The organism is Achromobacter sp. Root565 (genome assembly GCF_001427425.1).
Taxonomy (GTDB): Bacteria; Pseudomonadota; Gammaproteobacteria; order Burkholderiales; family Burkholderiaceae_B; genus Achromobacter; species Achromobacter spanius_D.
Map to the genome: position 1 here is coordinate 2,420,188 of NZ_LMGO01000001.1, position 19,169 is coordinate 2,439,356.

16 protein-coding genes are annotated in these 19,169 nt (G+C 66.5%); 5 read left to right on the forward strand and 11 right to left on the reverse strand.

Annotated features, from left to right (window positions below; translation table 11 throughout):
* Window positions 1-140: 140 nt before the first annotated feature.
* Complete coding sequence (locus ASD71_RS10830; protein ID WP_056563189.1) at window positions 141-1,058, reverse strand: pirin family protein; 918 nt, start codon at window positions 1,056-1,058, stop codon at window positions 141-143.
* A 150-nt stretch (window positions 1,059-1,208) separates the two neighbouring features.
* On the opposite strand from ASD71_RS10830, the gene ASD71_RS10835 reads away from it, so the two are divergent.
* A complete protein-coding gene (locus tag ASD71_RS10835; protein ID WP_056563192.1) occupies window positions 1,209-2,117 on the forward strand; it encodes a LysR substrate-binding domain-containing protein in 909 nt (302 codons plus the stop codon).
* A 248-nt stretch (window positions 2,118-2,365) separates the two neighbouring features.
* On the forward strand, window positions 2,366-5,071 hold the full coding sequence (gene acnA, locus ASD71_RS10840; protein WP_056563195.1) for an aconitate hydratase AcnA: 2,706 nt from the start codon (window positions 2,366-2,368) through the stop codon (window positions 5,069-5,071).
* A 483-nt stretch (window positions 5,072-5,554) separates the two neighbouring features.
* Here the strand turns inward: acnA and ASD71_RS10845 are convergent, their stop codons facing one another.
* Entirely contained in the window at window positions 5,555-6,328 is a 774-nt protein-coding gene (locus ASD71_RS10845; protein ID WP_082578855.1) for a class III extradiol ring-cleavage dioxygenase, read from the reverse strand.
* Window positions 6,329-6,584: 256 nt separating this feature from the next.
* Between ASD71_RS10845 and ASD71_RS10850 the strand changes: the two genes are divergently transcribed.
* From ASD71_RS10850 to efp, 3 genes are all read left to right on the forward strand, one after another.
* Entirely contained in the window at window positions 6,585-7,787 is a 1,203-nt protein-coding gene (locus ASD71_RS10850; protein WP_056563201.1) for a DUF2863 family protein, read from the forward strand.
* A gap of 7 nt (window positions 7,788-7,794) precedes the next feature.
* Entirely contained in the window at window positions 7,795-8,907 is a 1,113-nt protein-coding gene (earP, locus tag ASD71_RS10855) for an elongation factor P maturation arginine rhamnosyltransferase EarP (RefSeq protein WP_056563204.1), read from the forward strand.
* Between the two features lie 127 nt (window positions 8,908-9,034).
* Window positions 9,035-9,595 carry an elongation factor P gene (gene efp, locus ASD71_RS10860; protein ID WP_006225610.1) on the forward strand — a complete coding sequence of 187 codons (561 nt, stop codon included), beginning with the start codon at window positions 9,035-9,037 and terminating at the stop codon, window positions 9,593-9,595.
* A gap of 69 nt (window positions 9,596-9,664) precedes the next feature.
* On the opposite strand, the gene ASD71_RS10865 is transcribed toward efp, so the two are convergent.
* The 9 genes from ASD71_RS10865 to ASD71_RS10905 all read right to left on the reverse strand — a co-directional run bounded on the left by ASD71_RS10865 (window position 9,665) and on the right by ASD71_RS10905 (window position 19,155).
* On the reverse strand, window positions 9,665-10,123 hold the full coding sequence (locus ASD71_RS10865; protein WP_056563207.1) for a DUF1178 family protein: 459 nt from the start codon (window positions 10,121-10,123) through the stop codon (window positions 9,665-9,667).
* A 43-nt stretch (window positions 10,124-10,166) separates the two neighbouring features.
* Window positions 10,167-10,871, reverse strand: coding sequence for a DUF2968 domain-containing protein (locus ASD71_RS10870; RefSeq protein ID WP_056563210.1), 705 nt, complete (start codon window positions 10,869-10,871; stop codon window positions 10,167-10,169).
* Window positions 10,872-10,988: 117 nt separating this feature from the next.
* A complete protein-coding gene (locus ASD71_RS10875; RefSeq protein WP_056563213.1) occupies window positions 10,989-12,380 on the reverse strand; it encodes a sigma 54-interacting transcriptional regulator in 1,392 nt (463 codons plus the stop codon).
* A gap of 49 nt (window positions 12,381-12,429) precedes the next feature.
* A complete protein-coding gene (locus ASD71_RS10880; protein ID WP_056563216.1) occupies window positions 12,430-14,472 on the reverse strand; it encodes a TadG family pilus assembly protein in 2,043 nt (680 codons plus the stop codon).
* 102 nt (window positions 14,473-14,574) lie between these two features.
* Complete coding sequence (locus ASD71_RS10885) at window positions 14,575-14,976, reverse strand: DUF3613 domain-containing protein (RefSeq protein ID WP_056563220.1); 402 nt, start codon at window positions 14,974-14,976, stop codon at window positions 14,575-14,577.
* Window positions 14,977-14,998: 22 nt separating this feature from the next.
* A complete protein-coding gene (locus ASD71_RS10890) occupies window positions 14,999-15,868 on the reverse strand; it encodes a tetratricopeptide repeat protein (RefSeq protein ID WP_056563222.1) in 870 nt (289 codons plus the stop codon).
* Window positions 15,868-16,860 (reverse strand): type II secretion system F family protein, encoded by a 993-nt coding sequence (locus ASD71_RS10895; protein WP_056563225.1) that lies wholly within the window; start codon window positions 16,858-16,860, stop codon window positions 15,868-15,870. Before ASD71_RS10895 ends, ASD71_RS10890 begins: the two co-directional genes overlap by 1 nt.
* Before the next feature lie 13 nt (window positions 16,861-16,873).
* The gene (locus ASD71_RS10900) at window positions 16,874-17,797 is read right to left on the reverse strand and encodes a type II secretion system F family protein (protein WP_056563227.1); all 924 of its coding nucleotides are present in this window, start codon (window positions 17,795-17,797) and stop codon (window positions 16,874-16,876) included.
* Window positions 17,797-19,155 (reverse strand): CpaF family protein, encoded by a 1,359-nt coding sequence (locus ASD71_RS10905; RefSeq protein WP_056563230.1) that lies wholly within the window; start codon window positions 19,153-19,155, stop codon window positions 17,797-17,799. Before ASD71_RS10905 ends, ASD71_RS10900 begins: the two co-directional genes overlap by 1 nt.
* Between the last annotated feature and the right edge of the window lie 14 nt (window positions 19,156-19,169).

Sequence of the window (19,169 nt, forward strand, 5' to 3'; positions counted from 1 at the left end):
GAAAGAGATTCCGCGGTGCGGAGGAGGATCCGCTTGAGGTGCAACGCGCTAGATGTTACCAAAAGAGAATCGTTCTCATTGCGTCCCTCAAAGAGAATTCGCGTCCAGCGTTGCGGCTGAGCAACAAATTTCGCCCCAATTCAGCAGGTCGTCAACGCATCCGCCGTCGCTGGGGTCTCCACGGCGTCATATGCCGTCAGCGCCTCGGCAAGGGCCGCATCGGCAGCCGGGGTGACGCCGATGCCCTGATCCGGCGCCGCTACGACGGCCGGGCCCGCCACCAGCACGAAATGCACGGGCACCTTGCCCGCCATCAGCAGCAGCACGCCCTCTTCGCCGTCGGGCGTGGCGCTGGCGGCCGCGGCGGAGCCGGCGGGCAGCACCGCAAAGTCCGGATCGCCCCCGGCCACCTTAGGCAGGGGCGGCCCGCCCTTGCTGCGGTGCCTGGCGCGCACGCCCAGGTCGCCTTGCACCGCGTAGAACCACGCATTCCAGCCGGGCGGCAAGGGCACGAGGGTGCTCGCGCCGGGTCGAAGCCAGCCATCCAGAATCAGCAACGGTTCAGGTGTGCACAGGGGCGATTCGAGGCCGGCATAGCTGCCCGCCACCACACGCAGCCGACCCGACGGCGTCTGGATGGCCGGCATTTCCGCGGCGCGCAGCAAAGACGTCGACGGCGGCAGGGACTTCAGATGCGCCGGATGGTCGATGAAGATCTGTAAGCCATGCAGCGTGGCCTCGCCTGCCGGCCGCTGCGCGTGCACGATGCCGCGCCCGGATTGTGTCCACATCAGGTCGCCCGCGCGAATCTCGCGGCTGTTCTCGATGCCGTCCAGGCTCTGCATGACACCCGTGCTGTCCTCCAGCAGCAATGTCGCGGCGCTGACGCCGGCGTGCATGTGGGGCTCGAACGTGGGGCCCGTCATGACGAAGTGGTCCACCAGCACCACGGGCGACATGCAGCCCGAAAAATCGGTTTGGCGAAACTGACGGATGGTGCAGGCGTCGCCCAGGTAGCGGCTGGATCCGGCGATGACGGCGCTGAGGTGAAGAGTCAAAAAGTGCTGCCTTGCTGTTACGGAACATGTATTGCGGCGACAGCTTATGAGTTCGACTCGACGGACAGTAGGGGCCAATTTCAGGAATAATTGTCCTGGCTGTCAGGACAATGCCAGCAAAATTTCTGATTTCTCCTATTAAAACGCTGTATGCCTAGCTACGTTCATCGCCTTGAAGACCTCCTGCTTTTCAGCGAAGTTGTTGAAAAAGGGGGCTTCTCGGCCGCCGCACGTGTGTTGAATATGCAACGTTCCAAGGTGAGCCGGCGGGTTGCCGAACTGGAAGCGCGCCTGGGCGTGCGGCTGCTTCAGCGCAATACGCGCCGCGTGTCGCTGACGCCGATGGGCGAGCAGATCCATGCCCACGCGCAGGCGCTGGCCCGCGAGGCCCGCAGCGTCTTCGACCTGGCCGCATCGATCGGCGACGTCCCCGCCGGGATGCTGCGCATCACCGCGCCCGCGTCCCTCGCAAGCCGGATCCTGGGCGGCCTGGTCGCCCGATTCTGCGTCGACCATCCCCGCGTGCGGGTGCTGCTCGATACCCGCGACCAGATCATCGACCTGGTCGGCGAGGGCTACGACCTGGCGTTCCGCGCCCAGGCGTCGTCGCTGACGGATGCAAAACTCAATGCGCTGGAAATTGCCCCGGTGCCGTTGGCGCTGGTTTGCAGTCCCGCGATGGCCCGATCCGCGCCGCGCCATCCGCGCGATCTGGCCGCCCTGCCCCTGCTTGCTCATGGCACGCAGGACGGGCCGCACACCTGGCGGCTGACCGGGCCCGGCGGCGAGATGGCGTCGGTGGAATTCCAGCCGCGCAGCCTGAGCAGCAATATGGACACGCTGCGCGCGATGGCCGGGGCGGGTCTGGGCGTGGCGCTGGTGCCCCGCTATCTGTGCGTCGCGGAGCTCGATCAGGGCGATCTGGTCCGCATCCTGCCCGACTGGACCGCGGCGCCCGCCCGGATTTATGCCGTCATGCCGGCGCGCAGCGGCGAGCCCCTGGCGTTGAAGCGCTTTCTTGAATATGCGGCCGCCGAGATGCCCGCGCGTCTGACGTAAAGCCCACCCTCGCCGCCGTGGGGTCTTGCAGGCTTGGCGCGCGTCCGCCACAGTAAGGGTTTCGCCGAATTCGAACCGGTCTGGCGTGTCAGGGGCCGGAACTTTGACGCATCGCTCAAGTCTTATATAAGATATAAGACATAAACCAAGATATAGACCCTCGGCAAACTTGTCCAAGAGACAATGACAAACCTGCCGAAACGCCTGAAAATGCCGCCTTCAGCCTGGGCAAAACCACGGAGTCCATCATGCCGCACAACACCCTAGACACACTCAAGAATTTCAAGATCGGCAACAAGTCCTGTCAGTTCTACTCGCTGCCGGCGCTGGGCAAATCGCTCGGCATCGATGTGCAGCGGCTGCCGGTCTCCATCCGCATCGTGCTGGAATCCGTGCTGCGTAACTGCGACGGCAAGAAAGTCACTGAAGAACACGTCCGGCAGCTGGCCAACTGGCAGGCCAACGCCAAGCGCGAAGATGAGATTCCCTTTGTGGTCGCCCGGGTTGTGCTGCAGGACTTCACCGGCGTGCCGCTGCTGGCCGACATCGCGGCCATGCGCTCGGTTGCCGACAAGATGGGCAAGAGCCCCAAGAGCATCGAACCCCTGGTGCCGGTGGACCTGGTGGTGGACCACTCGGTCATGATCGATTACTTCGGCACAAAGAACGCGCTGGACCTGAACATGAAGCTGGAATTCAAGCGCAACCAAGAGCGCTACCAGTTCATGAAGTGGGGCATGCAGGCGTTCGACACCTTCGGCGTCGTGCCCCCGGGCTTTGGCATCGTCCACCAGGTCAACCTGGAATACCTGGCGCGCGGCGTGCACCAGGACAAGAAGAACAACGTCTACTACCCCGACTCGCTGGTGGGCACCGACAGCCACACCACCATGATCAACGGCATCGGCGTGGTCGGCTGGGGCGTGGGCGGCATCGAAGCAGAAGCCGGCATGCTGGGCCAGCCCGTGTACTTCCTGACGCCGGACGTGGTGGGCGTCGAGCTCAAGGGCCAGTTGCGCGGCGGCGTCACCGCCACCGACCTGGTGCTGACCATCACCGAAATGCTGCGCCGTGAAAAAGTGGTGGGCAAGTTCGTCGAATTCTGCGGCGAAGGCACCGCCAGCCTGACCGTGGCCGAACGCGCCACCATCGGCAACATGGCGCCCGAGTACGGCGCCACCATGGGTTTCTTCCCGGTCGACGAACGCACCATCGACTACTTCCGCGGCACCGGCCGCACCGAAGACGAAATCGCCGCCTTCGAGGCCTATTTCAAGGCGCAGAAGATGTTCGGCGTCCCGGCTTCCCAGGACATCAACTTCACCAAGCTGCTGACGCTGGACCTGTCCACCGTCGCGCCATCGCTGGCCGGCCCGAAGCGTCCGCAGGACCGCATCGAGATCGGCAACGTCAAGAACACGTTCATCGACCTGTTCTCCAAGCCCGTCGCCGAAAACGGCTTCAACCAGCCCGCCGAAAAGCTGGATCAGACCTTCACCACCAGCACCGGCACCAAGATCAAGAACGGCGACATCCTGATCGCCGCCATCACGTCCTGCACCAACACGTCCAACCCCAGCGTGCTGCTGGCGGCGGGCCTCTTGGCCAAGAAGGCCGTGGAAGCCGGCCTGACGGTGCCCAAGCACATCAAGACCTCGCTGGCCCCCGGATCGCGCGTGGTCACTGAATACCTGACCAAGACGGGCCTGTTGCCGTACCTGGAGAAGCTGGGCTTTGACGTGGCCGCCTACGGCTGCACGACCTGCATCGGCAACGCCGGCGACCTGACGCCGGACCTGAACGAAGCCATCACCAGCAACGACCTGGTGTGTTCGGCCGTCCTCTCGGGCAACCGCAACTTCGAGGCGCGCATCCATCCGAACATCAAAGCCAACTTCCTGGCCTCGCCTCCGCTGGTCGTGGCCTATGCGCTGGCCGGCACCGTGACGCGCGACCTGATGACCGAGCCCGTGGGCCGCGGCAAGAACGGCGACGTGTGGCTGGGCAACATCTGGCCGACCACCGAGGAAATCGACGCGTTGCTCAAGTACGCGCTGGACCCGGATGCCTTCCAAGCCAACTACGGCCAGGTCAAGACCAACCCCGGCAAGCTGTGGGAAAACATCAAGGGCGTCACGGGCGACACCTACAACTGGCCCGACTCCACGTACATTGCCGAACCGCCCTTCTTCGAAGGCTTCGGCATGACGCCGGGCGCAATGCCCACGGTCAAGGGCGCGCGCGCGCTGGGCGTGTTCGGCGACTCGGTCACGACCGACCACATCTCGCCGGCCGGCTCCATCAAGGAAAGCTCGCCCGCGGGCAAGTGGCTGAAGGAAAACGGCGTCATGAAAGCCGACTTCAACAGCTACGGCTCGCGCCGCGGCAACCATGAAATCATGATGCGCGGCACGTTCGCCAACGTGCGCATCAAGAACCTCATGATTCCCGCGCTGCCGGACGGCAGCCGCTTCGAAGGCGGCGAAACCCTGTTCCAGCCCACCGGCGAACAGATGTCGATCTACGACGCCGCCATGAAGTACGTCGCGGCCGGCACGCCCACCGTGGTGTTCGGCGGCGAAGAATACGGCACCGGCTCGTCGCGCGACTGGGCCGCCAAGGGTACCCAACTGCTCGGCGTGAAGGCGGTCATCACCCGCAGCTTCGAGCGCATCCACCGCAGCAACCTGGTGGGCATGGGCGTGCTGCCCCTGCAGTTCAAGGGCGACGACAGCGTGCAGTCGCTGGGCATCACCGGCGAAGAAACGTACGACATCTCCGGCCTGGAAAACGGCATCAAGCCGATGCAGGACGTGACGCTGACGATCACGCGCAAGGACGGCTCGAAGCAGGAAGTGACCGTGCTGCTGCGTATCGACACGCCGATCGAGGTCGATTACTACCAGCACGGCGGGATCCTGCCGTTCGTATTGCGCCAGCTTTTGGCGGCCTGATCGGCAACGCTTGAAGCGTAATAGGAACGCCCCGGGACCTTTCGGTTCCGGGGCGTTTTTTTCATTTGCGGCGGGGGTGTCAAATTAGCAGGTGTCTGACACCCTCCGAAGATGAGCTTCGGCTTCCTGCAGTGTCTCAGCGGGTGTCAGACACCTTTCCACATTAGCTGGTGTCTGACACCCTCCAAAGATGATCTTCGGCTTGCTGCAGTGTCTCGGCGGGTGTCAGACACCTTTCCACATTAGCAGGTGTCTGACACCCTCCAAAGGTGATCTTCGGCTTACTGCAGTGTCTCGGCGGGTGTCGGACATTCAAAATTAGCAGGTGTCTGACACCCTCCAAAGATGATCTTCGGCTTGCTGCAGTGTCTCGGCGGGTGTCGGACATTTCAAAATTAGCAGGTGTCTGACACCCTCCAGAGATTATCTTCGGCTTGCCGCAGTGTCTCAGCGGGTGTCAGACACCTGGTAATTCAAATGGCTTCAATCGAACTGATATGCGTCCATCGCCAGCGCCGCGTACGACACCTCGTCGTTCAACCGCCACGCGCTCGTCCCGCCCGCCCCCAACGCGACGTACAGCGGCATCAAATGGTCATCGTGCGGATGCGCCTGCATCGCGCCGGGCGCCTGCGCCTGCCAGTCCAGCAACGCGGGCACGTCATGCTGCGCCAGTTTGTCCGCGTACCACGCCTGGAAGCCCGGCACGTAGTCGGCGGCCGGCGCGTTCTGCGGCATGCGGACGTGGCGCAGGTTGTGCGTCAGCGACCCCGAGCCGATGATCAGGATGTCTTCGTCGCGCAGGCGCGCCAGCGCGCGGCCCAGTTCCATCTGCCCGGCCGCGTCGCGCCCCATGTCCAGTGACAGTTGCACGACCGGCACATCCACGTCCGGGTACAGGTAGCGCAGCGGGACCCAGGCCCCGTGGTCCAGCGGACGGCGAGGATCGCGGTCGGCGGCGATGCCCGATTCCGCCAGCAGCGCCTGCACGCGCGCGGCCAGTTCCGGCGATCCGGGCGCGGCGTACTGCAGGGTGTAGAGCTCCGGCGGAAAACCGCCGAAGTCGTGCCAGGCGACCTGCTGGTCGCGCGTCGAGAGCGCCAGTCCCTCGCCCATCCAATGCGGCGACACCACCAGGATGCCGCGCGGCTTTCGGCCGTGCGCGGCGCTCCAGTCCGCCAGCGCGGGGCCGGTGCGGCCGGGCTCGACGGCCAGCATGGGGGAACCGTGGGAAACAAAAAGCGTGGGCCAACGCATGGCTGTGCCTCCAGAAACAATAACGATGCCGCCATTGTCAGCCGATTCAAACCAGCAATAAACCCCCGACATTGGGATAATCTGTTGCCCAATAAGCATCAATGCTGGTCTGGCGGGCTTTTCGCGCCTGCCGTGGACACGCACGATGCCGCGCGGGTGCGGGACCCGGCAGGCCGGCGCAATGCGCCGTCACCCCGCCAAGGGTGCCGGGCGTTAAACTACGTCGTTACACACTGAATGGACGCTCCCCGAAGTTATGGCCCGATCCCGCAGCCAATCCGCTCCCCGCATGACCCGTGACGCTACCCGGCTGGTCGCGCTTGCCCAGGCGCTGAACCGCTCGGGCAGCCGCGTCGAAGACGTCTTTTGGGAGACCCAGCTTGGCGAAGCGATCCCGAAGCTGCTCAAGGCTGGCCAGGACGCCCCGCTCGAAGCGGCGCTGGACCACCTTGCCCAAAGCGACGTGGGCGCCTACGAGGTTCTGATCGAACAGGCTGAAACCCTGTCCGAATCGATGAAGATCGAGAAAAACGGCGTCCGCTACGACATCCTGCTGATCGTCGCGCCCATCGTCGCCTGGACTCGCTATGCGATCCCCACCGGCCCCATTTCCGCCAGCGCGCAGCAAGCCCTGCTGGCGCAGCTTCACGGGCATGTCCTGTCCAGCAACGCGCGCACCACGCTGATGCCCCTCATGGTCAGCGTGGACCAGATGCCGCGCACATTCTCCGAGACCTGGCAGTGGCTGCAACGCCTGGGATCGCAGGCGCTGGGCGCTGAAACCACCAAACCGGCGCTGAACACGGACACCGAAACCGCGAACATGCTGGCCGACACGCGGTACATCGTTGGCGCGGTCGCCGTGCCCGAGGGTGAGCCGATCTTCCGCTGGCAGGAAAACCTGGGCGATGCCGACGCCAGCCGCGACGCCTGCCTGGCGCAGTGGATCGCGCAAGCGCAGCCCACGCTGGCCACCCTGCTGCCGGGGTGCGGTTTCGAGGCCCTGCTGCCCGACGCCTATTACGTCAGCAACCGCGAAGCCGACCGCCAGGTGCGCCCGCTGTCGCTGCGCGCGGCGGTCAGTTGGCTGGAAGGCGCCGTCAACCTTGAGGCTTCGCAACTGCGGGCCGTGGTGGCGGGCTGCGGCGAAGGCCGCATCGACGAATACCGCATCGGCTTCACCGCGCGTAGCAGCAACGACGTGTACTACGGCTGCGTCTGGCCGCTCTACGGCCGCGAGGAAGACCTGGTCATGGACGAGGGCCAGCCCGACGTGGTCGACGAGATCGCCGCGCTGCTGAAGGAATTCGGGGTCACCGACGTGCGCCGCATTCCCGGCGTGCTGCCGCCCGAATACTGCGAGGACTGCGGCGCGCCGTACTTCCCCAACCCCTTGGGCGAACTGGTGCATGCCGAACTGCCCGAGGACGCCGAGGCCGCCCCCGCGCAGTTCCACTAGGCCTGCCATGCAAGCGGACATCTTCTGCCGGGTCGTCGACAACTACGGCGACATCGGCGTCTGCTGGCGCCTGGCGCGCCAGCTCGCGCGCGATTTCCACTGGGATGTCCGCCTGTGGGTTGATGACCTGGCCAGCTTCGCGCACATCCAGCCCGGCATCGCGACGGACACGGCGCGCCAGCGGCTGGCGAGCGTGGACGTGGTGCACTGGTCCGACGCGCCAGACGCCGCGCTGCAGGCTCGCGACGTCGTGATCGAAGCGTTCGCGTGCGATCCGCCTGAAGTCTTCGTCGCATCGATGCGCCGCAGCCACCCCGTCTGGATCAACCTGGAATACCTGAGCGCCGAAGCGTGGGTCGAAAGCTGCCACGGGCTGCCGTCGCAGCGGCCCGACGGCCTGGTGAAGCACTTTTTCTTCCCGGGCTTCACGCCAGCCACGGGCGGCCTGCTGCGCGAACCGGCCCTGACCGCGGAGCGCGAGGCGCTGCAGGGCTCGGCAGACATGCAGGACGCCTTCCTGCGCTCGGCCGGCGTGCCGGACGATGCGCTGGCGCTGCGGCGCGCCGGCGCCCGTACCGTGTCCCTGTTTTGCTATCCGTCGGCCCCGGTGGCGGAACTGGCGCAGGCACTGGCGGCCGATGTGCGCCCTACCCTGCTTCTGGTGCCGCAGGGCGTGGCGCCCGGGCTGGAAGCGGCCTACCAGGGCGCCAACGCGCCCCGTATCGTCCGGCTGCCCTTTCTGGCTCAGCCCGACTACGACCGACTGCTGTGGTGCGCGGACCTCAATTTCGTGCGCGGCGAAGATTCCTTCGTGCGCGCCGCCTGGGCCGCCCGCCCACTGGTCTGGCAGATCTACCCGCAAGACGAAAACATCCACCTCGAAAAGCTGGAGGCCTGGCTGGCGCGCTATCCGGCCCCGGAAACGGCTCACGCGCTGATCCGCGCGTGGAATGGGCCGGAGTCTGGCCGCACGGCCCCGGCCGTTGCCGCTGCGCTGGCGCCCGACGCCTGGCTGGCGTGGTCCTATGCCGCGCGCGAATGGAATGCCAGCCAGTCCGCCCTGCCGGGTTTGGCCGAAAATCTGGCGGCGTTTTGCGCAGAGTTGGCCAAGAAACGCTAGAATAGAGAGTTTTCTGAGTCGCCCTGAATCTGTCGGGCCTCAACTATGACGCCTCCCGGGGTGTGCAAAGCCTCACGCGGCTTATGCAAGCACGGCGAGTGCACCCATCACCCCCGGAGTTTTATCGATGAAAACCGCTCAGGAATTGCGAGTCGGCAACGTGGTCATGGTCGGCAAGGATCCCCTCGTGGTCCAGAAGGCCGAATACAACAAGTCGGGCCGTAACGCCGCCGTCGTCAAGCTGAAGTTCAAGAACCTGCTGACCGCCTCGGCCAGCGAATCGGTCTACAAGGCAGACGAAAAGTTCGAAGTTGTTCAGCTGGATCGCAAGGAATGCACCTATTCCTACTTCGGCGACCCGATGTACGTCTTCATGGACGAAGAGTACAACCAGTACGAAATCGAAGCCGAAAGCATGGGCGACGCCCTGAACTACCTGGAAGAAGCGATGCCCGTGGAAGTGGTCTTCTACGACGGCCGCGCCATCTCGGTTGAACTGCCCACCACGCTCGTGCGCGAAATCACCTACACCGAACCCGCCGTCCGTGGCGATACCTCGGGCAAGGTGACCAAGCCGGCCAAGATCAACACCGGTTACGAACTGAACGTGCCGCTGTTCTGCGCCATCGGCGACAAGATCGAAATCGACACCCGCACCAACGAATACCGCAGCCGCGTCAACAACTGATCCGGCCCAGCGCAAAAAAAGCCAGACCTTTCGGTCTGGCTTTTTTTTGGCGCTGAGCAGGTCAGCGCCCTATTGCAGCCGCTCGTCGTCCAGAAAATCCGGCACGGCCATCACGTCTATGCCGTCTTCGGCCAGGGCTTCGCGTTCTTCTACCGTGGCGGTGCCGCGGATGGGGCGGTCGTCGGCGTCGCCCTCGTGGATGCGGCGCGCTTCTTCGGCGAAGCGGGGGCCGACGTTTTCGGTGCTGCGAACCAGCGCGCGCACCTGGCGCATGACGGCGGCCTGCAGGGCCGCCATCTTTTCAGCGTCGGACGCGCCGGCCGGCACGAGCGGCTGGGCCGCGGGCGCGTGCAGGTGGGCGACATTCAGACGGGGCGCGGAAAGGCGCTTGGTGATGGTGGCCGACCCGCAGACCGGACACGTGACGAGGCCACGCGCTTGCTGCGCGTCGTAGTCATCGTGCGACCCGAACCACCCTTCAAAGATGTGGTCGTGGTCGCACTGGAGGTCAAAAACTTTCAGAGCCATGGCGTCTATATGGGGTGCAACGCCCAGAGTACAAGAAGGCGCGCTACTTGGCCCGGGTTTGCGCCGCAGGGCTGCCGACCTGCGCCTGTTGCGCCTGCAGGGCGTCGATCTGGCGCTGCAGATCGCGCAGTTGCTGGCGAACGTCCTTTTGCTGGCCGGCCAGCGCCGTGGCTTCCTCGCGCGATTGCTGCTGACGGGCCGCGACCTGCTCTTCCTGTTGCAGACGCACGGTGCGGTCAGCCTGCAGCGCGCTCAGCTCGGCGCTGCGGCTGGCCAGCAGCTTTTCGGCGTGCGCGTTTTCGGCCTGCATCTTGATGCGCTTGATGTCCACCTCGGCCAGCTCGGCGGATTGGGTGACGAACGCGCGGTACGTGGCTTCGGCCTGCTTGTCGGACTTGGTCTTGACCACGCGCCAGAAATCCTTCTGCTGGAACAGCGCGACGTAGTAAGTCAGATCGTCCGGCTTGAACAGCAGGCTGGCGCCATAGGTGCCGTTATAGGCCGTGCGCAGTTCCGACACCTGGCGGTTCTGGATCAGGCCTTGCAGCTCTGACACCGTGGAGGCCGGACGCGCGGCCGGCTGCGGCGCCGGGGGAGTCACGGGCGTCGATGCCGCCTGCGTGTCCTCGACCTGTTTAACCGTGGGCCGGGGCGGTTCCGGCTGCGCGCTGGCGCAAGCGGCCAGAGCCGACAGGGCCGAGCCCAACAACGCCATGCGGGCGGCGCCACGGATAAATTGGACGTTCATGTTTACCCCAGAAAAATGGTTGCGGAACTATATCAATTTATTTCTGCCGACAGCGGAACTCTCGTCTGATTCGGCTTCGAAACTGTGGCCGCATACGGGCCATTCCCTATTGCGGGTTCATATCGTCTCGGCAAGGCCGTCGGCGGATTCGTTCTGGCCAGCGCCCAGGTGCAGCTTGCGCATTTTTTCCCATAGCACCTTGCGGCTGATGCCCAGCGTGTGCGCGGTGTCCTGCCGGCGCCAGCCATTGGCGTCCAGCGCCGCCAGCACGCGTTCGCGTTCGGCGCGCTCGGCATCGGTGAAGTTGGCAGGATCGAACCGCGCGGCCGCCGTGCCGGATGGCCGCAGCGGCTCGCCCAATTGATCGAAGATGCGCCCGATGCGCGGCTGGTCCCAGCCCTGGAACTGCCGCCGCACGATGGCCACGCGCTCGGCCACGTTGGACAGTTCGCGCACGTTGCCCTCGTAGCGCGTGCGCGCCACCCGGTCCAGCAGCCACGGCGGCGGCTCGTCCTGCACGCCCTGGCTTAGCAGCAAGGCGCGAAAGATCGCCGCCTTCTCGTGCGGACCGCGCTGCTCCAGATTGGGGATGCGCAGCTCGATGACCGCCAGCCGGTAATACAGATCCGCGCGGAATTCGCCCTGCCCCACCAGCATCCGCAGATCCTTGTTGGTGGCGGCGACCAGACGGAAGTCCACCGGCACTTCCGCCGTCGAACCCAGCCGCGTCACCGTGTTCTGCTCCAACACCCGCAGCAGCTTGACCTGCTGGTACAGCGGCAGATCGCCGATCTCGTCCAGGAACAGCGTGCCGCCGTGGGCCTGCTCGAAATAGCCTTTGTGCGCCCCGATCGCACCGGTGAACGCGCCCTTCGCGTGGCCGAAGAAATGGGCTTCGAAGAGCCCTTCGGGGATGGCGCCGCAATTGACCGCCACGAACGGACCCACGCTCCACGCGGCCTCGTCATGCAGCAGACGCGCAATGCGCTCCTTGCCCACGCCGGTTTCTCCATGGATCAGCACGTTGCTGCGGCAGTCTGCGTAAACCTCGGCTTCCGCCAGCAGGTCCTGCATGGCCTCGGACACGGCGATCAGCGGCTGCTCGCGCCGGGGCGCCGCGCGGTCCAGCTGGTTCAGCGTGCCCAGCAGTTCCATCAGCAGCTTGCGCAGGTCCGCGCTGGTGAAGGACAGCGGCAGCGTGTAGGAGTATTCCGGCGGGTAAAAGCGCGGATCGCGTCCGCGCGCTTCTGCAGCCACCCAGATGACGGGCATGCCTTGCGCCGCCAGCCAGTCGTAGCCGCCGAAGCGCTTGTCGCCCATCACGGACACGGACACCAGCGCCACCGCGCGCCGGGACGCATCGCGCGGCGGCGGGAACGCCGTGCCGGCATCAGCCCGCACCAGCGACACGTCCATGCCCGCCAGGCAGCGCTCGGCGCGGCTGGCGATGTCGGAGGCGCCCTCCCAGACGTACACGTCGAACTCTTCGCGCGCGAAATTCTCGCTCATCGCTTGGCCCTCGCGGGAGGGAAGGAAAAGGAAGTCAGGAGCGTTGTCATCAGTACACCAGGCGGGGCTTGCCGCAATCCACGGATATCAGGGCGACGTCGGTCTGGCCCACGCTCAGGCCCAGCACGTCGAGCAATTGCTGCAGCACCACGGACAGCGAACTGAGCAAGGGGTCCAGCAGCACCATGACGACAGATAGCACGCCGCCGACCTGGCCGCTGCCGTTCAGGGCAAGCGTGCCGACGGCGTTCACCCGGCACTGCCGGATCGCATCCGGCACCAGCGCCAGGGAGCAGGTCACGTCGCTGAGCGGGGCCAGCAGCAGCGAGTTCAGGATGCCGCCCACCAATTGCAGCGTCCCGCCGAGCACCCCGGTCAGGCCGCCGGTGGTCAAGCGCGCACCCAGCTGGTCCATCGCTGTCTTGGACCACTGCATGTCGTTGACCACTTTGGAGATCGTCTTGCCCGCGTTGTTCTTGTCGCCTCCCACCAACTGGGTCGCCAGGTCCTTGCGCTGCGTCTCGGTCAATGGCGTGCCGCTGTTGAAGAGGTCGCCCAGGATGCCGCCGATCAGCGCGTCCGTGAGGTTGGCGGCCAGCTTGGACAGGTTCACGCTGGTGGCATTGACGGTGGCCGTGGCGTTGGGCGACGGCGGCTCGGTCAGCGTGACCGGAACGGGCGCCGCCGAGCTGAACACCGGCAGCGTCACGCGCGCCGTCAGCGGCAGGATGCCCAACACGTTCAAGACCTGATGGCGCCCGATTGCCGCGAACGCGCCGGGTCCGCAGCGATTGGTGAGCGACTGGAAGTTTGCCGCGCTGCTGTCGGTGGCTGACGTCATGCCGGGAAAGCGTCCCAGGCAGACACTGGCCGCGGCCGACGTCACATCGATCACCGCCTGGTTCTCCTGCAGCGGCGCCTCGCACAGCTTGCGCAGCGTGCCTGTCGATTGCGCCACGTCGATGATGATGGGCAGGTCCACCTTGGTGTTCAGCGTGTTGGCCAGCAAGGGGCCGACCAGCGGGATGTTGGTGGTGTTGACGCGCAGATAGACGCGGATGCCGGCGCTGATCGCCTGCGTGCCCACGCCGCCCACGCCTACGGAAGGCGGCTCGACGATGCGCACGCGCGCGTCCAGGCCCAGCAGCGGCACGCTCAATCCCAGGTTGATCAGGTTGCTGCCGTTGGCGATGACGAGCGCGGTTTCAAGAATGTTCAGCGCATTCACGTCGGCCTGCAATGCGGCGCTGGCGTCGCCGCCCCCGACGTGCAGATCCAGCACGCCGCCGTCGCCCAGCAGTTTCACGGGCAGATTCAGCGGCATCACGGCAAGGACGGTGTTGATGGCGTTGCGCAGCAGCGCCACGTCGGCGCTGGCCGTGGCCTGCTTGTCGATCACGCTGAGCGTCGCATTCAGCAACTGGCCCAGCGTCAGGGTATTGAGCGCGGCCAGTTGCTCGGGCGTGCCGACGCCGGCGGCGGCCGACAGCGGCAGGCCCAGCGCTTCCAGCAGGCCGGCCGGCGTGATGTTGACGCTGGCCAGCCCCGCGGCATCCAGCACATCCAACTGCGACGGCGAGGCGCCCGCCGAGGCGAGCAGTTGCGACAGCAGGCCACCGCGCTCCAGCCGCAGAAGGCGCGATCCCACCGTGAAGGCGGCCACCGGCGGGGTTCGCGTCGCCACCGCCGCGGCCGACGCCGTGACGCCGCCCACACCGGGGACCAGATTGGCCAGCTGCTTGCGCACCGCGACCCGCACTGCGTTGTACGCCTGCCCGCCCGCCGCGTCGAACACGTGCATGCCGCTGGCGTCGGACCGCGCCGGATCCCACACCTTGCATTCCACCGTCAGGTCGGCGGCCGTGAAGGTGTCCAGAATGTTCGGCAGATTGGCCAGCGCGGACGCGCGGCCCGCGGCGGCGGCACGCGTGCAGTCCGCGCTGGCGCCCAGATTCAGCACCTGCACCGCCGACAGCGCCGCCAGATCCGCCGCCTTCTGCATCTCGCGCTTCATGTAAGCGCCGTAACCCAGCTGCAGCACGCCCAGCAACACGGCCGCCACCAGCACCGCGAACACGGCGGCAACGGTCATGCTGCCGTGTTGCCGCGGCGGCGGGATGGGACGAGGATGGCCGGCTGACATGCGCTTGCGACTCCGTCTTGGCATGCGGCGGGAGCGACCCGCGCGGGAAACCTATTGGACGTTGGGGATTTCCACGTTCCGGTCGAACCACACGGGAATGGGCTGCTTGAAACTCTCCACATAACGATTCCACGCGGCCGTGGAGACCTGGCCCAACACCGGCAAGGCATTGCCCGCCCGGCGGCCGTCAGCCTGCGCGGCGAGCAGCCCCCGGGTCACATCGCCGAAGGCCTCCGGCGTGGCGGGGGCCGACGACGCCGCGGGTGCTGTCGTTGCCGCCGGCGCCGCCGGCAGCGGCGTCTGCACCTGCTGCACCACCGGCCGGTTCGGCATGGCGGCCGGCGCGGCGGACATGCCGCCCGTCAGCGGCGCGTTCGTTTGTGCGTGTCCAGCGGTAGGCGCCATCGCGGCGCAGGCCAGAATCAAAAGTGCGTGCGATATGGGACGGGTCATGACGGATTTCCAGAACATTGGGTTAACGCACGATGGGACCATTGCCCAGCCCTTCCATCAGCGGGCTCATCCTCGGCAACACAACCTGCTCGCCGCTGGAGACCCGGGTGGCTGATGCGGCAGACGCACCCGGCGCCGGCGCCAACTGGCCGCGAATCTCGGCGGCCAGGCGCAGCACCTGTCCGCGCGCTTCCTCGCCCAGTTGCGCGCGCTCCATTACCTGCTGCGCGCGCACCGCATCGCCCTCCACCAACAGCAGCACCGCCAGGTTCGCCAGCACCTTGCCGCTATCCGGCGTCAATTCTGCCGCCTGCCCCAGAGGCACCCGCGCGCCCGCCGGATCGCCCGCGCGCAGCCGCGCATAGCCCAGGTCGCCAAGAATCCGCGCGTCCATGGGCGACTGCCGGGCCGCCCGCCCCAGGTAATCTGCCGCCTGATCGAACTGCCCGCGCGCGCCGGCGATGAGGCCCAGGCCATGCCAGCCCTCGGCCGCCTGATCGGTGGTGGTCAGCGCGCGATAGGCCGCTTCGCTCAACGCGGTCTGTCCGGTCTGGCGCAGGGCTTCGGCGCGCAGGACGGCCACGCGCGGATCATTGCCGAACTTCTGTTGAAAGCCGTCGATGTACGCCAGCGAGGCGAAATACCGGTCCTGACGTTGCGCCTCGACGATCAGGGACAGCATCAGCTCCGGCTCCTTGGGCCGCCGCTTGTTCTCGGCCTCGTCCTCCTGCTGCCGCATCAGCGCCTGTTCCTGCTGCTGTTGCTGGATCAGTTGCCAGGCGGATTCGGCCTTGTTGGTCTGGCATCCGGCAAGGCCCGCGGCGATCACCAGTACCGTGACCGCAAGCCCGCAGCGCGCCGCGCCCGACCGTCTTTCGATTCTGCCGTCCATCACATCCCTCCCATGCGCGACAAGCCGCGCAACACCGCGATAAACCCCGCGCCGCCCGTCACGATCAACAGGGCGGGCAGCAGCGTCACGATCATGACGCCGGTCATCTTGACCGTGGTCTTGCCCACCTTCTCCTTCAACTCCAGGCGCCGCTTGTCCCGCAGGCGTTCGCCAAAGCGGTTCAGCGGCTCTTGCACAGCGCCCCCGTGCTGATCCACCTGCGCGATCAGTCGGCAGATCGCGGACAGGTCGTCGTTGTCAAAGCCCGTGGCCATGCGGGCCAGCGATTGTTCGCGCGTGCGGCCGCGCACATACAGTTCCGACGCCAGCCGCAACTCCGAAGCCAGCACGGGCAGCACCTGGCCGAACTCCTTGATCAACACCTGCAAGCTCTGGTCGATCGACAAACCCACGCCCTGCAAGAGACGCAGCAGATCGATCAGCAAGGGCAGCTCGTCGGCGGCCTGACGGCGGCGGCGCGCCAGGCGGCGCTGCACGATCCACTTGGGCAGCATGTAGCCGATGGCAAACGCCACGAATCCCGCGACAAACGCACGCAGCGGCATCTGCGGCAACTGCTTGTGCCAGTCCAGCAGGACCACGGCCACGGGCAGGCTCAGCGCCAGGCCGAACCGGATCAGGACGAAGCGCGAACGCGCGGTGCCGGGCTGCGCGTAGCCGGCCATGTCGACCAGCTTGCGGTCTTCGGCGGCCAGCAGCGCATCGGCAAGCCGGCCCTCGCTCAGGCGCTTGCCGAACGTGTCCGCCATCCGCGCGGCCGCGGCCAGCCGGCCGCGTCTTTCTTCGCCCGGCGCCACCGATGCTGCCGCACCTTCCCGCGCGGCCAGCGCCTGATCCACCACCTGGCGGCTGCGGTCCTGGCTGCGCAGGCGCCGCGCCATGCCCAGTCCCAGCACCACCAGGCCTGCCGCCACCAGCATCAGCGCCATCGCCAGCACGGTGGACGCGTTCCAGGATTGCAGGGTGTCCATGCGGCGCCTCCCCTCAGATGGCCTTGGCCATGCGATACAGCCAATAGCAGCCGCCGATCTGCAGGCAGACGGCAGTCAGCAGCATCTTGAAGCCCTGCGGGTCTTCCCACAGGCCCATGAACAGGTTGTTGTTGGCCACGATGATGAAGCCCGCCACGCCCACGGGCAGCAGCGCCAGGATCCAGGCGGACAGCCGGACCTCGGCCGAGCTTGCCGTCAGCTCGTTGCGCGCCTGGGCGACATCGCGCATGAAGGCCGCCATGCGTTCCAGCACCTGATCGCTACGGCCGCCAAAGCGCATCGCTAGCGAAACAACCGCCGCCACCATGTACAGCTCCTTCAGGCCATACATGCGGGACACGTGCGCCAGCGCCGCGTCCAGTTCCTTTGAGTTGCTGAGGCTGGCGGCGGTCTCCACCACTTCGCGCAACGGCTCGTCGGTGGCCGCGGCCGCCGTCCGGAACGCCGCGGCGATGCTGTTGCCGATGGTCAGCAGGCGCACGATGTTGTCCAGAAAGGCCGGCAGTTGCGAGATCATGCGGCGCTGGCGCTTGTCTGCCCGCAGCCATAGCAGGAAGTACGCAAACACGGCCAGCAGCAGGAACGTCACCGCGCCCGACAGCGGCCCCAGAAAGGTCCAGGCGAGCGCCCCGCCCGCGACGACAGGCAGTGCGATGCGCAGGTAAAGGCCAACGCTTTGCCGAAGGCCGGCCAGGCGCAAGAGACGGTCCCAGCCGGCATGGCCGCTGCGGAACTCGCGCGCGTTCTCGGCGAACGGCGCGTCGCCCGCCGCCTCCTCGCGGCCGCGCGCCAGTTGGCTGTCCAGAAACGCGGAGCTGGCGGCCCGGCGCGCGCTGCGGTCGGCGTGGCGCCACAGCAGCACCGCCCCCACGGCCAGCACCGCGGCCAGGCTCAACAGCGCCATCACGTCCTGCATCAGCGCCTCCTGCTCCAGAAGCCACCGCCGCCATCGCGGTCGTCCGGCGCGTTGTCGTTGGCGCGCGCCTCGTTGCGCAGCTTGGCCAGCTTGGGCGTGTGGGGATGAATGCCCAGCCAGTTCCAGCGATCCCGTTCCTCGCCGTCCGGCGTCGCAAACGGGTCGTGGCGGTATAGCTCCTGCGTGGAGATGACGTTGTCGCCCATGCCGGTGATCTCGGTCACGGACAGCACGCGGCGCTTGCCGTTGGACAGGCGGCCGATCTGCACGATGAAGTCCAGCGCGCTGGCGATCTGCCGGCGCAGGCTGTCCTCGCTGCCCTGAAAGCCGGCAAAGCCGGCCAGCATCTCGATCCGGTACAGGCATTCGCGCGGCGAGTTCGCATGGATGGTCGCCATCGACCCTTCGTGACCGGTGTTCATGGCCTGCAGCATGTCCATGACCTCGGCGCCGCGCACCTCGCCCACCACCACGCGGTCCGGCCGCATCCGTAGGCTGTTGCGGATGAGTTCGCGGATGGTGACTGCGCCGCTGCCGTCAAAGCCGCCCTGGCGCGATTCCAGCCGCACCACGTGCGGATGGTTGAGCGACAGCTCCGCCGTGTCCTCGACCGTCACCACGCGCTCGTTCTCAGGGATGAAAAACGCCAGCGCGTTCAGCAGCGACGTCTTGCCCGAGCTGGTGCCGCCGGACACCAGGATGTTGCAGCGATTCTTCACGGCCTCGTTCAGCAGGCGGTAGATCGCTTCGTCAAAAGTGCCCAGCGTCAGCAGGTCCGCCGGTTTCAGCGGGTCCTGCCGGAACTTGCGGATCGACACCATGGGACCGTCCACCGCCAGCGGCTCGATCACCACGTTCAGGCGGCCGCCGTCGGGCAGGCGCGCGTCGACCATCGGGCTGGACTCGTCCAGCCTGCGGCCGATGGGCGCCAGGATGCGGCGCACGATGCGCAGCACGTGCTGGTTGTCGGTAAAGCGCAGCGACTCGCGGGCCAGCACGCCGCGGCGCGAGACGAAGACGTTGTCGTAGCCGTTGATCAGGATGTCTTCGACGGCCGGATCGGCCAGCAGATCTTCCAGCGGGCCGAGCCCGGCCAGTTCCTTGGTCAGGGCTTCGGCGATGGCGCGCATTTCGCTTTCGTTGATCGCGACCCGGCGCAGCCGCACGAAGCTGGCGACCTCGATGTCCACGAATTCCTGGATCGCCGAGCGCGCCCAGCGGCCGAATTCCGCGCCCAGTTCCTCGATGCGGGACAGCAGGTGCTCGTAGGCCGCCGTCTTCACTTCCTGGTAGCGGTCCGACGCCGAGAACCCTTTGTCGCCGTCGCCGCCGAACTCTATCGTCGCTGTCATGATCATGTCGGATCCTGTAA